The sequence below is a fragment of the Streptomyces pactum genome (assembly GCF_002005225.1).
Lineage (GTDB): Bacteria > Actinomycetota > Actinomycetes > Streptomycetales > Streptomycetaceae > Streptomyces > Streptomyces pactum_A.
The window spans coordinates 1,049,088-1,064,247 of the sequence record NZ_CP019724.1 but is presented as its reverse complement, the minus strand read 5'-3'; the positions used below and the strand labels follow the sequence as shown (position 1 = coordinate 1,064,247).

At 71.7% G+C, this 15,160-nt stretch carries 12 protein-coding genes and 1 pseudogene; 11 read left to right on the top strand and 2 right to left on the bottom strand.

Features of this window, described 5'->3' with window-relative positions; genetic code table 11:
• The first annotated feature begins 3 nt into the window (after positions 1-3).
• The 7 genes and pseudogenes from B1H29_RS04690 to B1H29_RS40145 form a co-directional block, all read left to right on the top strand.
• The gene (locus B1H29_RS04690) at positions 4-2,427 is read left to right on the top strand and encodes a type I polyketide synthase (protein WP_055420964.1); all 2,424 of its coding nucleotides are present in this window, start codon (positions 4-6) and stop codon (positions 2,425-2,427) included.
• On the top strand, positions 2,424-3,203 hold the full coding sequence (locus tag B1H29_RS04685; RefSeq protein ID WP_055420965.1) for a thioesterase II family protein: 780 nt from the start codon (positions 2,424-2,426) through the stop codon (positions 3,201-3,203). Before B1H29_RS04690 ends, B1H29_RS04685 begins: the two co-directional genes overlap by 4 nt.
• Positions 3,200-3,736, top strand: coding sequence for a flavin reductase family protein (locus B1H29_RS04680; RefSeq protein ID WP_199832429.1), 537 nt, complete (start codon positions 3,200-3,202; stop codon positions 3,734-3,736). Before B1H29_RS04685 ends, B1H29_RS04680 begins: the two co-directional genes overlap by 4 nt.
• 157 nt (positions 3,737-3,893) lie before the next feature.
• Positions 3,894-5,705 (top strand): NAD(P)/FAD-dependent oxidoreductase, encoded by a 1,812-nt coding sequence (locus tag B1H29_RS04675; protein ID WP_055420966.1) that lies wholly within the window; start codon positions 3,894-3,896, stop codon positions 5,703-5,705.
• 713 nt (positions 5,706-6,418) lie between these two features.
• Entirely contained in the window at positions 6,419-7,570 is a 1,152-nt protein-coding gene (locus B1H29_RS04670; RefSeq protein WP_055420967.1) for a PLP-dependent cysteine synthase family protein, read from the top strand.
• On the top strand, positions 7,567-8,862 hold the full coding sequence (locus B1H29_RS04665) for an MFS transporter (RefSeq protein WP_055420968.1): 1,296 nt from the start codon (positions 7,567-7,569) through the stop codon (positions 8,860-8,862). The genes B1H29_RS04670 and B1H29_RS04665 overlap by 4 nt, the downstream gene beginning before the upstream one ends.
• Positions 8,863-9,016: 154 nt before the next feature.
• A pseudogene (locus B1H29_RS40145) lies at positions 9,017-9,183 on the top strand (DUF6596 domain-containing protein); the annotation flags it as partial.
• A 123-nt stretch (positions 9,184-9,306) separates the two neighbouring features.
• On the opposite strand, the gene B1H29_RS04660 reads toward B1H29_RS40145, so the two are convergent.
• Entirely contained in the window at positions 9,307-10,083 is a 777-nt protein-coding gene (locus B1H29_RS04660) for a peptidoglycan-binding protein (protein ID WP_159027770.1), read from the bottom strand.
• Between the two features lie 175 nt (positions 10,084-10,258).
• Between B1H29_RS04660 and B1H29_RS04655 the strand changes: the two genes are divergently transcribed.
• The 4 genes from B1H29_RS04655 to B1H29_RS04640 all read left to right on the top strand — a co-directional run bounded on the left by B1H29_RS04655 (position 10,259) and on the right by B1H29_RS04640 (position 13,763).
• Entirely contained in the window at positions 10,259-11,776 is a 1,518-nt protein-coding gene (locus tag B1H29_RS04655) for an esterase/lipase family protein (RefSeq protein WP_055420970.1), read from the top strand.
• A 49-nt stretch (positions 11,777-11,825) separates the two neighbouring features.
• Positions 11,826-12,578: a peptidoglycan-binding protein gene (locus tag B1H29_RS39120; RefSeq protein ID WP_079160018.1), complete on the top strand. Its 753-nt coding sequence runs from the start codon at positions 11,826-11,828 to the stop codon at positions 12,576-12,578.
• A 60-nt stretch (positions 12,579-12,638) separates the two neighbouring features.
• Entirely contained in the window at positions 12,639-13,121 is a 483-nt protein-coding gene (locus tag B1H29_RS04645) for a hypothetical protein (protein WP_055420972.1), read from the top strand.
• 306 nt (positions 13,122-13,427) lie between these two features.
• Positions 13,428-13,763: a hypothetical protein gene (locus B1H29_RS04640; RefSeq protein WP_159027769.1), complete on the top strand. Its 336-nt coding sequence runs from the start codon at positions 13,428-13,430 to the stop codon at positions 13,761-13,763.
• 17 nt (positions 13,764-13,780) lie between these two features.
• On the opposite strand, the gene B1H29_RS04635 is transcribed toward B1H29_RS04640, so the two are convergent.
• Complete coding sequence (locus tag B1H29_RS04635) at positions 13,781-15,145, bottom strand: DUF6519 domain-containing protein (protein ID WP_055420974.1); 1,365 nt, start codon at positions 15,143-15,145, stop codon at positions 13,781-13,783.
• Positions 15,146-15,160 lie beyond the last annotated feature (15 nt).

The following is a 15,160-nucleotide window of genomic DNA, read 5'->3' as shown; positions in this document are numbered from 1 at the left end:
ACCATGGACCCGGCGGAGATCCGTCAGCTTATGGAGGACCAACTCAGGCTGTCCCGGCGGCTGCGGGACCGGATACGTGAACTGGAGGACGAGCGGCGCGCCCCGGTCGCCGTCGTCGGCATGGGTCTCAGACTGCCCGGCGGCCTCACGTCCCCCGAGGCGTACTGGGATTTCCTGCGCGGCGACACCACGGCGTACTCCGGCATCCCGGAGGACCGTCCGGGACTGCGTGCCGCCTACGACCCGGACCCCGCGACCCCGGGGCGCAGCTACGTCGACACGGCCGGGTTCCTCGCCGGCATCGGCCACTTCGACGCCGAGTTCTTCGGCATCTCCCGGCGGGAAGCGAAGCTCCTCGACCCGCAGCAGCGACTGCTCCTCGAAACCGCCTGGGAGGCCCTGGAACGCGCCGGCATCGCGGTGCGGCGCGCGGACCGGCTGCCGGTCGGCGTCTACCTCGGCATGATGGCGTCCGAGTACGGCGAACGCCTCGAGGACCGCACGGACATGAGCCGCATCGATCCGTACTACACCACGGGCGGCGGCCTGTGCTTCGGCGCGGGCCGCATCAGTCACACGATGGGCTTCTCCGGCCCCGTCGCCAGTGTGGACACCGCCTGCTCCTCCTCTCTCACGGCGCTGCACCTGGCGCTCAAGGGGCTGCGCGCGGGCGAGTGCCGCTACGCGCTGGTGTGCGGCTCGAACCTCCTCCTGTCGGCCCATCTCATGGTGTCCCTGTGCCGGACGCGGGCCCTCGCCCCCGATGGCCGCTCGAAGTCGTTCCTCGCCTCCGCCGACGGATACGGGCGCGGCGAGGGCGTCGGCGCCGTCGCGCTGATGCGGCTCGCCGACGCGGAACGAGAGGGCCGCCCGGTGCTCGCCGTGCTCCGGGGCTCCGCGATGGGCCACGACGGAGCCGCCTCCGGCCTCACCGCGCCGAACGGCTCCGCCCAGCAGGAGGTGATCGGTGCCGCACTCGCCGACGCCGGGGTCGACGCGGGGGAACTCGGCTGGATCGAGGCGCACGGCACCGGTACCGCGCTCGGTGATCCCATCGAGGTGGGCGCGCTCGACGCCGTCCTCGGTGACGCCGTCCGTGCCCGGGGACTCCCGCTGCCCATCGGCAGCGTCAAGGCGCGCATCGGACACCTGGAAGCCGCGTCGGGCATCGCCGCCCTCATCAAGACGGTCCTGATGCTGCGGCACGGGGAGATACCGGCGGCCGCGAGCCCCGACGACGGGCCGCTCAATCCGCACATCCCCTGGGACAGCATCGCCTTCACCGTGCCGCGCGCCAACCAGCCCTGGCCCAAGGAGCTGCCGCGTCGCGTCGCGGGCATCAACTCCTTCGGGATGAGCGGCACGAACGTGCACGTCGTGCTGGAGGCATACGACCCCGCGCCCGCCGGCGGCGGGGCACCGGTGCCGGCCGGCGAGGCCGGCGTTCGCGCCCCCGAGCCGCATCCGGAGCTGATCACCCTCTCGGCCCGGACCCCCGGGGCTCTCCGTGAACTGGCCGACACGATCGCCGACCTGCTGCACAAGACCGGTCCGGACGAGCTCCCCGCCCTCTGCCACACACTGCGCAGTGGCCGCGCTCCCCAGCCGTGCCGCGTCGCGGTCACCGGCTCCGCACCGGCCGAGCTCGCCGACCGGCTGGCCCGGGCCGCACGGGCGGCGGACGGCGCCACGCGCGGGAGCAGCCCGCTGCGCCGGGTGACGCTGCGGGTGCCCGACGGCGTCGCCGCGCCGGCCCTGGCCGCGCTGGCCCGGGAGTTCCCGTGGCTGTTCGAGGGACCCGCCGAACCGGCCGCTCCGGAGCACCGACTGGCCGCCTTCGTGAGCGAGTTCGGCGTACCGGTCCGTCCCGGCGCCGACGCGTCCGGTGACGTCTTCACCTACCCCGCGGCGGAGGGCGACGACGGCGCGGCAGCCCACCGTCTGGCGCTGCTCACCCTGCTGGGGCGGCTCTTCGAGGCCGGCGCCGATCTGCGCCCGGATGCCCTGTGCGCCCCGGGGACGCCGCTCGTCGGTGACCTGCCGACGTATCCGTTCCAGCGCGAGCGCTACTGGGTCGACGAGCCGAGCACCGGCGTACCGGGCGATGGACGCCCGGCAGCGGGGGCCGACGGCGCGGCGCCGTCCGGGAGCTGGACGCGCGAGCGGATCCACGCCCATCTGCTCGCCGTGCTCAAGGACGCCCTGGAGGCCACCGACGACCCCGACATGGAGTGCTCCTTCCTGGAAGCGGGTGGCGACTCGTTCATCTCCACGCTGTTCATCACCAAGGTCGAGGAGCGCTTCGAGGTCGGGCTCACCCGTGAGGAACTCCCGCTCGACCTGCCGTTGCGCACCCTCATCGGCAGGCTCGCCGACGACATCGCCGCGGGCGAGTCCGCGGCCACCGAACAGGAGCGGCACCGGTGAGCGCCTTCATCCGCCCCCGGCGCAACGACGACCCGGCGCTGCGCCTGGTGGTCTGCCACCACGCCGGCGGTTCCGGCAGTGCCTACTTCCCGCTGGCCGCACACGTGCCCGCGGACTGGGACGTACTCCTCGTCGACCTGCCGGGCCGCGGCCGCAGGCACCGCGAGACACCACTGCGCGACATGGGAGCCATGGCGGCCCGGGTCACCGAGGACGTGCTGCCGTGGACCGGTCCGCCGCTCGCGCTCTTCGGGCACAGCATGGGCGCCGTCGTCGCGGTGGAGACCGCCCTCGCCCTGGAGAAGCGCGGGACACCCGTCGTCTGGGTCGGTGTGTCCGGGCGGCTCGCGCCCGCGGACTGCCGACCCGTCGCCCATCTCGACCCGCGGCTGCCCGACGAGGAACTGATGGCGGGGCTCAGCGCGATGGGCGGCATCCCGGACCGCTTCGACGAAGTACCCGAGTTCCGCCGTCACTTCCTGCGCCTGGTCCGCCACGACCTGACCGCGCTCGGCACGGTGCGGCCGAACGCCCCGGCCCGCGGGCTCGCCGCCCCGCTCACCGCCTTCGGCGCCACGCGCGACGCACTCGCGCCCGTGGGACTGCTGGCCAACTGGGCCGCCGAGACGAGCGGTTCCTTCACCCGGCAGGTCTTCGAAGGCGGCCACTTCCACTTCTTCGAGGACGGCTTCGCCGCGCTGGGCCGGTCCCTCGCGGACGAGGCCCGGTGCGCGCTGCGTGCCCTCGATCCGATCCCGACAGGAGGCCCGGCATGACCGAGACGAGGATCGTGCGGGAGGACATCGACATGCGCGCGCTGATGACGGGGTTCCCCACCGGCGTCTGCGTCGTGACGTCCCTGGACGACGGCGTCCCCTGGGGTATGACCTGCACCTCCCTGTGCAGCGTCGCCCTCGATCCGCCGACGCTCCTGGTGTGTCTGCGCCGCGGCAGCCCGACCCTGGGCGCCGTCCTGGCCAGCAGGGCGTTCGCGATCAACCTGCTGCACGACGAGGCCCGGTCGTCCGCGGAACTCTTCGCGTCCGGCGCCGCCGACCGCTTCGACCGCATCGCCTGGCGGGCCGACGACGGCGCCTGCGGACCGCACCTGGTGCTCTCCGCCCACACCGTCGCCGACTGCGAGGTCAGCGAGGCGAGCGAGGTCGGCGACCATGTCGTGATCATGGGCCGGGTACGGCGCGTGAGCATCCTCCAGTCCCAGCAGCCCCTCCTGTACGGCCTGCGTCGGTACGCGACCTGGCCCCAGGCCGTGGCCGACACCGACCCCCATCTCGACTTCATCAACTAGGCCGTCGACCGGCCCCAGCCACCGGGGCGGTGACGGGCCGGTGCGGTTGAGCAACCTGGAAGGTGCCGACGCCGGGCCGCCTCCATACGCTCGGAACGGACCGGACAACCGCCGGAACCCTCTCCCGTGCCTGCCCTGCCCGACAAGAGGAGACGATGTGCCCGCCAACCAGGACGTGGTCAAGGACCCGGCAGGCAAACGCGTGCGAGCCGATGTGTGTGTCATCGGGTCCGGCATCGTCGGACTGATCAACACCATCGCTCTCGCCAAGCGTGGACTGTCCGTCGTCTGTATCGACCAGCCCACCGAGAAGCAGCAGGAGAGCTACAAGGTCGGCGAGTCCCTGCTGATCTTCTCCAACGCCTTCCTGCGCACGCTCGGCGACTTGGACGACTCGCTCAACAAGTCGTTCCAGAAGGCGGGCTTCTGGATGGCCCACGGCCTGGAGGGCCGCACCTCCTTCGACGACGGCGTCTCCGAGTGGGGTTTCCAGAGCAAGTTGCCCGAGCGCTGGTACGAGAAGTTCACCAACCCCTACTTCCCGCGTGTCATGTTCCAGGACTCGCAGATCGTCCGACCCGAGATCGAGGCCGAGCTGCGCGAGCGGGCCGGCGCCATGGACGGCGTCACGCTGCTGAACCGCGGGCTGGTGCGCGACATCGAACTCGGCGACGACACCTCGGACCACGTCCTGACCTGGGTGTCGCGCAACAAGAAGGAGACCGGCGAGATCGCCGCACGCTGGATGGTCGACTGTTCGGGACGCGCACGTCTGCTCGCCCGCAAGTACGACCACGACCTGCCCTTGGACGAGGAGTTCAGGACCACCGCCGCATGGGCGCAGTTCAGGAACTGCGACGACTCGCTCTTCGACGACCGCTGGAACTACCGGTTCCCCGACGGGGACGTGGCGCGCCGGGACCGCAACACGCTCCACCTGTGGGGCGACGGCTACTGGATCTGGCTCATCCGGCTGGCCGGGGACCGGGTCAGCATCGGCGTCTCCTACCACCGCGGCCGCCCGCCGGAGGACGGCAACGCACGCGAGGTGTTCTGGAAGGTCCTGCGCCGCTATCCCATGCTGGACTGGCTCAAGGAGGAGGACGTCCTCGAGTTCAGCGCCTACCGGGACGTTCAGCACTGCACCGACACCTTCGTCTCGCCGAAGCGGTACGCGATGGTGGGCGACGCCTCGTCGATCATCGATGCCTACTACAGCCAGGGCATCTCCCTGTCGATGACCGCCTCCTGGCACGTGGCGAACATCGCGCAGCGCGACATCCGGGACGGCACTCTCGACCGCGACTACCTGGACCACGTCAACCGCGCGGCGACCGCGGACTGGCGCATCATGCGCTCGATGGTGCGCTCCAAGTTCAGTCCGGCGATCGCGGACAGCCGCTTCTTCGTCCTCGACCACCTCCTGGACCTGACGATCTTCGGAGCGGCGATGCTCGGCCGGTTCCGCGTCTCGCGGTGGCTGATGGAGACCGGCGGCCGCACGAGCCAGGAGACATCGGAGCACGCGGCCCTGCGTGAAGGGCTCGGCCGCCGGCTCTTCCTGTCGCAGTCGGCGCCCTGGCACCACGTCGACCCGCATGTGGTCGCATCGGTGGTGGAGCGGTGGCACCGCAGCCTGGAGCGCCATGCCGTCTGGCGCCTGGACAGCGGGGTGAGGCTGCCCGCGGTCAAGGCGGGTCTGCGGGCGCACGCCGCCGTGCCGGGCGTCTGGAAGCTGCCACTCAAGCAGCGCGCCGACGCGGTCGACATGACGCTGCCCGCGCCGGCCAGGGAGCCGGAGTTCCTGCAGGTGAGGGGAGACGAGTACCGGCCCGTGCACATGGCGGTCTCCGGCACCGCGCTGCTCACTCTCGCGTCCGTCGCCACCCTCGTGGACGTCGCGGATACCCAGGTGCGCAAGCTGCGCGGGCTCGCCGGAACGCTCCGCCGGCGCAAGGCGGGCTGGTGACCTCCGGGCCCCGCCGGTCGAAATCCCGACGCGGTCCTCGACCGGCGGGGCCGTCATACCACGGCGCAGGGAGCCCGTGGTGAGGCCGGCGCGGCGGCCGGGTCCGCACCACACCGGCCGTCATGTCCGTTGCCGCACGCGAGGCACATGAGCCGTGGTCCCTCGCGCCATGCCGCCAGGGGGCGCCGCGGCCTGCCGTCTCACGCCTTCGGCCGGCCGGCCGCTCACCGCCCCGGTGAGCGCCGCCGACGAGAGCGCCGCTCGACCGTGCACGGCCGCTGCACGCGTCCGGCGACGCCGGCGGCGGTCCCTGTCCGTCTTCGGCGCCCAACGGGCCGGCCACCTGCCGCCCGCGGTGACGCCCGCTCACCTCTCCTGACGGGACGTGAGGCGGAGAGGACGGCAGCAGGCGGACAGGACGGCATCAGGTGGGCACGCCGGTGCTCGCCCCGGCCCTGCCCGGCCTGACAGCGACGTGCTCGACGACATCTCGCGAGAGTGATCGGCTCGTGGCGGAAGAGGAGTGAAGCACCATGACCCGCCACCGGCACGCGGTGCTCCCCGTGCCGGTGGCGCACGCGGACCACGCCGTTCGAGCCCTGCACGCCGCAGCCGCCGCTCCTGCGCAGGACCGGGTCACCGGTCCGGAAACGGGCGGCATGCGAGAGATCAGCACCCGACGCGCCAATCACCGAAATGATGAGAGCCGACTGATGCACTCTCCGAAAGCCACCCCCCTCACCAAGACCGGCCGCGCCGCCCTTTCGGGGCTGGTCGGCAACACGCCCCTCCTCCACGTCGGCGAGCCGTTCGCTCCCACCGGTCGGGGGTTCTGGGCGAAACTGGAAGGCTTCAACCCCGGCGGCATCAAGGACCGCCCCGGCCTGCACATGGTCGAACGCGCCCGGGCCCGCGGCGACCTGCGGCCCGGGGGCCGGATCATCGAGTCCACCAGCGGCACCCTCGGCCTCGGCCTGGCCCTGGCCGGCATGGTCTACGGCCACCCGGTCACCCTGGTCACCGACCCGGGCCTGGAGACACCCATGACCCGCCTCCTGACCGCGTACGGCGCCCAGGTCGACGTCGTCTGCGACCCCCACCCCGCCGGGGGCTGGCAGCAGGCCCGCCGCGACCGTGTCACCCAGCTCCTGCGGCAGCACACCGACGCGTGGTGCCCGGACCAGTACAACAACCCCGACAACACCTCGGCGTACACCCCGCTCGCCCTGGAACTGGCCGCCGGACTCGCCCACATCGACATGCTGGTGTGCAGCGTCGGCACCGGCGGCCACTCCGCCGGCGTCTCGCGGGTCCTTCAGCACCTCTACCCCGGCCTGAAGCTCGTGGGTGTGGACACCATCGGTTCCACGATATTCGGCCAGCCCGCCCGTCCCCGCCTGATGCGGGGGCTCGGGTCGAGCATCTATCCCCGCAACGTCGCCTATGACAACTTCTCCGAGGTGCACTGGGTCGCCCCGGCAGAGGCGGTCTGGGCCTGCCGGCGGCTGGCCTCGTCGCACTACGCCACCGGTGGGTGGAGTGTCGGCGCGGTCGCCCTGGTCGCCGGCTGGCTCGCACGCACCACGCCCGCGGACACCCGGATCGCCGCGATCTTCCCGGACGGGCCGCAACGCTACCTGGGCACGGTGTACGACGACGACTACTGCGCCGCCCACGGTCTGCTCGGCTCCCCACCCGGGCCCGAACCGGAGCTGATCGGCCGTCTGGACGAGAAGGAAGTCACCCGCTGGACCCGGTGCGTCAGCGTGGTGGACCCGCTCGTCCTGGCCGGGGACGCGGGTGTGCGAGAGCCGGAGGCCGCCGGGCAGGCGCCGTCCGAGGCGGATGCGGAGGGGGACCGGTGAAGGGAACCCTCACGCAGGTCCGCACCTACGAGCGAAGCGTCCAGCTATTGATGGTCAATCAGTTCACCATCAACCTCGGCTTCTACATGCTGATGCCGTACCTGGCCACGCACCTGGCCGGGCCCCTCGGACTGGCCGGATGGCTCGTGGGCCTGATCCTCGGCGTGCGGAACTTCAGCCAGCAGGGCATGTTCCTGGTCGGCGGCACGCTGGCCGACCGGCTCGGCTACAAGCCGATGATCTTCGCGGGGATGGTACTGCGCGTCATCGGTTTCGCCATGCTCGGGCTCGTCGAATCGGTGCCCGCGCTGATCGCCGCGTCCGCCCTGACGGGACTGGCCGGCGCCCTGTTCAACCCGGCCACCCGCGCCTACCTCGCGGCGGACGCGGGGGACCGGCGGGTCGAGGCGTTCGCCCTGTTCAACGTCTTCTACCAGGCCGGCATCCTGCTCGGCCCGCTGGTCGGCATGGTGCTCACGGGGCTCGACTTCCGGATCACCTGCCTGACGGCGGCCGGTATCTTCGCGGTCCTGAGCGTCGTGCAGATCCGGGCCCTGCCGGCGCGCCGGGCCGACGACGCGAACGGCCGGGCGGACGGCCGCCGGGAGAGTGTGCCGGCGCAGTGGCGGAGCATCCTGGCCAACCGGCCGTTCCTGCTGTTCTCGGTCGCCATGATCGGCTCGTACGTGATGTCGTTCCAGGTCTATCTCGCGTTGCCGCTGGAGGTGCGGCGACTGGGCGGCGAGGGGGACTTCGGAACCGCGGCGGTCGCGGTCCTGTTCGCCGTCTCCGGGCTGAGCACCGTCCTCGGCCAGACGAAGGTGACCGCCTGGTGCAAGGCGCGCACGCAGCCCGGCCGCGCGCTCGGCTTGGGCCTGCTGACCATGGGAGCCGCGTTCCTGCCGCTGCTCGCGGCCACGGCCGTACCGGTACCCGACGGCGGGGTCGGGCGCTGGCTGCTCGCCGCCGTACCGCCGACGCTGGCCGCGTTTCTGCTGGCGCTGGGGACCATGATCGCCTACCCGTTCGAGATGGACACCATCGTCAGCCTCTCCGGTGGCCGCCTCGTCGCCACCCACTACGGGCTCTACAACACCATCTGCGGCGTCGGCATCACCCTCGGCAATCTGCTCACCGGAGCCGCGCTCGACGCCGCCCGTGCCGCGGGCATGGCGGCGCTGCCGTGGCTCACGCTGGCAGCCCTCGGCCTCGCCTGTGCCGCCGCTCTGTACGGGCTGGACCGAACCGGCCGCCTGAAGCCGCCGGCACCGTCCGTGCCCGCCACCGCCTGACACGGGCCCTCATCGCCGAGGGCATCGCCGAGGTGGTGCCGACCTCAGGGCAGGCCGGTGCGGGCGGGGCCGCGCGTGGCTCGTTGCCGCCCGTTGACCGTTCTCCGCGATCGTTCCGCCCGATGTGGCATCGGGTGGCTCGACGTCGGGCCCCGCACATGTCCTGCGCCGGCTGCTGCCCGCCGAGCGGGAGGTCACCGGCCTGCTCGCGCTGATGCCGCTGGTCCACCCGCGCCGCCGCCCGGACCGGCCCCGGCGGTGAACTCGTGCTGCCGGAGACGGGACCGCGGTCGCTGGGGCCGGGCGGAGTTCGCGGAAGGGCCACTCGCCCTGGCCGGCACCGAGCCGGAACACGCCCCTCTCCGACGCCGACTGCGCGAGGTGGAACCCCGGCCCCGGGCCGACCGGTGCCCAACGTCCTCTCGACCGACGCCTGGCGGCCCTTCATCCGCCCTCGGCCTGCAGCCCCCGCGCCCGCAGGGCCGTCGCCAGGGCCACGCGGGTCGCGCTTCCGCAGATGCCGTCCTGTGCCAGGCCGTGGCTGCCCTGGAACGCCGTCGTCGCCGCCCGGGTCTTCGGACCGTCGAGGCCGTCGGCGGCGCCGGGGTCGAAGCCGAGGGCCGCCAGTGCCTCCTGCACGCCGCGCGTCGACCCGAGGTGGAACACCTTCGAACCCCCGCCCCCGCCGCCTCCGCCCCCTCCGGAAACCGGCGGCGACCCGTCCTGACGGAAGGTGACCGGGGTGACCGTCCCGGTGTTCGCCGTGTCCAGGAAGGCCTGGTACAGATCGACACCCTGATACCGGCCGCCGGGGGCGCCCCCGATGATCTCGACCAGCGCCAGATGCAGATGCGAGGCCGTGGGCGGGAACCGGTGGACGTGCCCGAGCACGTCCCCCCGGGACACCCGCGAGCCGACGGCCAGCCCCTCCGGGACGTTCGTGAGATGGGTGTAGAAGCCGCCCATCATGTCGTTCGGGGCGCGCATGAACATCTGGGCGCCGTAGACCTTCTCGTTGTCGGCCGAGGGGTCGTGCGGGCTGTACTTGGTGACATGGGCGTCGAACGCGGCGTGCACCGCCGTGCTCGCACCCGCGCCGAGGTCCATGCCGTACTCGATGTACCACTCGGGAGGCTGGTGCCCTCCCGTTCCGGGGCCACCCATACCACCGGTGAACCCGCTGGGGAACGGATTCGACACGTCAATGGTGAATGCGGACACCTGTCTCGCTCCTTGCTTCGTGACGACTGCCGAAGCGGCCGATCCGTTGTCTTCCCAGTCTCCTGCCATCTGTCTTCGATGGCGGCTGCAATCAGCTCTCCTGAAACGGAGTTTGTGGAATTCGAAACGAACTCTTCAGTGGCTGCCGGACCGCATGGAGCCTAGACTGAAAAACATGGCAGAGATCCCCATCGTCTACGTCAGGGGATACGCAGGCGGTACCTCCGGTGTGAACAGTGTCGTCAAGGATCCGTTCTACGGATTCAACGAGGGATCGACACATGTCAGGGTGGGGCCGCAGAACAAACCAGAATTCCACCAGTTCGAAAGCCCCTTGCTGCGCCTGCACCTCGACGAGGGCTACGAGATCCTCGTCCAGGGAAGCCAGGAGGCCTACCTCGACAGGCACGACGACATCCCGGCCGCGAGCATCTGGGTGCACCGCTTCTACGACGAGTCCGCGACCACATGGGGCGGCGAACCCCGCGAGTTCCGTCTCGAGGACGCCGCGTCCGATCTGCTGCGGCTCATCGACACCCTCAGGGCGAAGACGAAGGCACCCCGGGTCCACCTGGTGGCGCACTCCATGGGCGGGCTCGTCTGCCGCTGCCTGCTGCAGAAGATCCTGCCCGACCTCGGCCGAGCACCGGCGGACTGCGTGGACAAACTGTTCACCTACGGCACCCCGCACGGCGGCATCACCTTCGACGTCGGTCTCGGCGCCGTCGAGCGGCTGCGCGACGCCATCGGTTTCAACGGGGCGGACATCTTCGGACCGCAGCGCATGTACGAGTACCTGACCCCGGAGGCAGAACTGGCACGGCAGCCCGATCCGCCGCACGGCTGGAGCGCGCGAGAGATGCCCGACGGGCCGGGCTCCTTCCCCGTCTCGCGCGTGTTCTGCCTCGTCGGTACCAATCCCACGGACTACGAGGTGGCGCTCGGCCTGTCCTCGTTCGCCGTCGGCGCCCGCAGCGACGGGCTGGTGCGGATCGACAACGCCTACGTGCCACGCGCCCACCGGGCCTACGTGTACCGCAGTCACAGCGGCCGGTACGGGTTGGTGAACGCCGAGGAGGGCTACCAGAACCTGCGGCGTTTCCTCTTCGGCGACACCAGGGTCGAGGCCGACCTCGTCGACCACCGGCTGTCCGGCGAGGGCGAGCACGTCACCTGGCAGGCGGAGGTGAAACTGGCCGTGCGCGGCCTGCCCGTCGTCTTGCACGAACGGCAGGCCGCCCAGTGGTGCCCGCTCCCGCTGCCGCCGCCCGATGCCGACGGCGCGCCCGCCGCGCCCGTCACCCTCGCCACCACCTTCCTGCGAAGCGGCGCCTCCCGTCCCGCCGACAGCACCACCATGCGCTACGCCCTGGAGGTGCGGATCCTCTCGCTGCGGACGCGTGACGGGCTCCTGTGGTTCAAGGACCACCTGGAGCAGACCGCCGACTTCTCCGACACCCTCATCGTCGACATCGGCACGAACGAGACCGGCCGTCCCGGCGTGTGGGCGGACTGGAACTCGGTCATCGCCGGCACGATCCGCGACCACCGGGCCACCGGAACGCCGCGTCCCGCCGACGACGAGGAGTCGGGCGGCGGAGTGTGGCGGGTCCACGTTCCCCTGCCCGACTCGGCACGGTCGATTCTGGGTGAGAGGGCCGCGATCCGGCTCACCGCGACACCGTGGGAATGACCGTGTCAAAAGGACCACCAGCCAGCCCGCTCCACTTTCGGAGGCAAGCATGCCTTGGCCTGAAGCACCGGACATGGAACCCGGTGATGTCGTCAATATCCTCGGTGTCGACCACGTCTTCTACGACGAAGTGATGCGCACCGGCGGCACCGTTGCCTGGAACAACCAGAATCCCGGGAACATCGTGCGTTCGGGGGAGGCGGAGAGATATGGTGCCTACCCCGGAAAGCAGAATGGCGGCTTCGCCGTCTTCCCCGACGAGGCGACGGGCTTCGAAGCCATCCGCCGCTATCTGGCACGACGCGGGGACAGGACGATCTCCTCGGTGATGCACGACTACGCCCCCGCGAAGCACGGCTCCAACGACCCCGCGGCGTACGCCCAGAAGGTCGCCGCCGCCCTCGGGGTCGGAACCGACACGACGCTGGGCTCCCTCGACGACGGCCAACTCACCACGCTCGCCTCCGCGATCCAGCAGATCGAGGGGTGGCGGCCCGGACAGACCCACGGCCCCGGCGCCCTGCCGGGAGACGTCGCGAGGTGGCTGGCCGACCACCCCGGCCGCGCCGAACGCGTCGCCGCGGACCAGCCGTTCGCCCGGCGGGGGACCGTGGCCGAAGGGGTGAAGAACATCCAGCGGCGCCTGAACGGGCTCGGCCGCACCCCGCCCCTCGACGTCGACGGAAACTTCGGCCCGCGCACCGACGAGGCCGTGCGCTGGTTCCAGGCGAACCACGGTCTGACCGCGGACGGCATGGTCGGCAACAAGACGTGGCGGCGGCTCATGGAAGTCCCGGGCTGACCGCACCAAGGGCGACACACCAGGACCACAGCCCCACAGCACCACGACAGGAGAAGCACCATGTCAGCCACCGCGACCATCCTCGACGCCTACTGCATCCGCGCGGCCACCGGCACCGACGCGTCCGTGAACGAGGCGGTGGGCGCCCTGGCCGGCAAGATCCCCCTGAGCAGCATCGGCACGTCTCTGCAGGACTTCGTCGCGTCCGTTCCCCAGGCCGTCGCGGCGATCGACGCCGCCCGGGGCGACCCCGACAACCTGTACATCACCACGAGTACGGAGGGAGACCTCGACAACGCGGTCTGGCCCGGCAACGGTTCGACGGGGACGGTCGGATCGGGACAGACCCAGCCCCTGGGCATGACCGTGCCGGTCGACTTCGTGCAGAACGTCTCCCTGTGGGACTACGACGACGTCTCCAGCGACGACCTGCTGGGCTCGATCCGCATCGAGGAGTCCGAGCGCGGGCAGGGCCCCATCGCCAAACTCGCCACGTCTGCCGTGGAGGGATCCGTCTACTACGTCACCTACCGGGTCGACTAGACCGTGGAAGGCGGCTGGGCTTGCGAGATGTGCGGCACCGATGTGCCGCACGGCGCGCAGCGGTGCCGGGGTTGCGGTGCCTATGTCCCGTTGTACGACGACGGCGAGGGGCCGGAACCGCGGCCGGCCCGGCGGAGGGTCCTCCGGCCGCCTCCACCCCCGCCTCCGTCCCCGCCTCGCCGGGTCCCACCGCCCCCGGTCCCACCGCCTCCGGTCCGCGACGATCCGCCACCCCCACCGCCCGCCCCGCCGCTCCCGGTGGGCACCCTGGCGGGCAGCGGCCTGGTCGAGGGAGTGGCGCGGAACGTGCAGCTCCGTACCGAAGTGCAGGGCAGTTCCGGCAACACCAGCTCGACCGTGGTGTGCAACTTCCGCGTGGAGGTGCACGACCGGCAGGACCGTCCCCTGCGGCTCGTCCCCGTGGAGATGCGCGGCTACTCCTTCGAGGGCGCCGTCAACGAAGGGGACCGGGTGCGCGCCCGGGGCAAGGTGAAACGCGGCACGCTGCGGGTCAAGCGTCTGCACAACCTGACGACGGGAGCGCAGGTGTCCGCCCGCACCACGCCCGTGGCCCTGGTGATCCTGGCGTTCGCGCTCTTCGCTGCCTGGGCCGTCTATCTCTTCGCGTTCGCGGGACGCTGACCCGGTCGCCGCCGGACCTACCGCCGCGGGGGGAACGGCACCCGCAGGTCCACCAGCCGGAAGTCGTCGCCGTCCCGCGGCTCCAGGAACGCGAGCGGGGCGTAGTGATAGTGGACGCCGTGCGGGCGGCGCTTGAGCGGCTGCCCCTGGCGGCCGCGTGGCCACTCGACGTCAGCGGTGAGAGCCCTGGCCGGGAGCAGCCAGTAGTCACCGCGGCGGTAGACGCGCGGCCTGTCCTGGCTCGGCTCGAAACGAACCTCGACGCCGTCCTCGAGCGGCAGCCACTCCCCCTCGCGCAGGGGAAGGCCCATCGCGTCACCATGCCCGCCGTCCCGCCCGCTCGCTCCCTGGTCCCAGCGGCGCAGCAGCGGATGACGAGTCGGCACCCGGCCGGCGGACCGGTGGAACGGGTCGTCGTCGAGATCGCCGTCCAGGGTGACCCGGTACTCGTCGTAGTCGATCCTCTGGACGATGTGGAGCCGGCCGCAGTCCTCGTCGGGCCGGTCCGACGCCCCGCGGCAGACCACGGCGTCGTCGACGATCTCCACCACGTCACCGACGTCCACGCCGAGCTTGTCGTCCCGGCCCAGCGTCTCCAGTTCGACCTGTGTCCCGGACACGCCCCGTACGGGCAGGACCACGGATCCGTTCTCCCGCGACCACTTGAAGGTCGCCGTGCCCTCCCTGCCGCCCCGGTGCACCTCCACCCGGTACAACTGGTTCTCCGGGCCCCGGTAGCCGGACGACGGGACCGTCCCGTCCGGCAGGGCGGCCGCCTCCTCGGGGCGCCGGGTCCGCGCGGCGAGCATGCCGCGCGGCTCGAAACGGCTGCCGACGCGGTCCCGCAGGAAGCGTCCGGCGCTGCGCATGTCGGGCGTGAACGAGCCCGGCTCCAGCGGGAGCACGCACACCTGCCAGACGACCCGGGTGCGCGCCGTCGTGTCCGGGCCGTTCGGACCAAGGGCCGTCTCCCGGATCCACGGCGCTTCCAGGGCGGTGACGAACCGCTCCCACACCCGCAGGTACACCAGGAAGGGGCCGGTGGGCAGTTGGTCGCGCGCGGGGTCCAGGTGCCCGTCGGGCTGGTCCCAGTAGTCGGTGCCGTCGCACTCGCACAGGATGCCGTCGACGTACATGCGCCCCGGGGCCAGGGTGAAGGTGTCCCCGTCGTAGCCGTCGATCCCGAACCCGCCGATGCCGTTGGGTTCGGGCGGGTAGGCCGCGGGACCGAGGACGTCGGCGGCCAGGGTGCGCACGTAGTGCAGGAGGATCGCCGTCTGCTCGTTGAAGTCGGCGTCGAGCTGAACCCGGCCCTGCTGGGACAGAACGGAGGAGAAACGCCGAGCGGGATCGAAGATGACGCGGGAGAAGTCGCCGTGCATGCGTGTGCTTCCTGC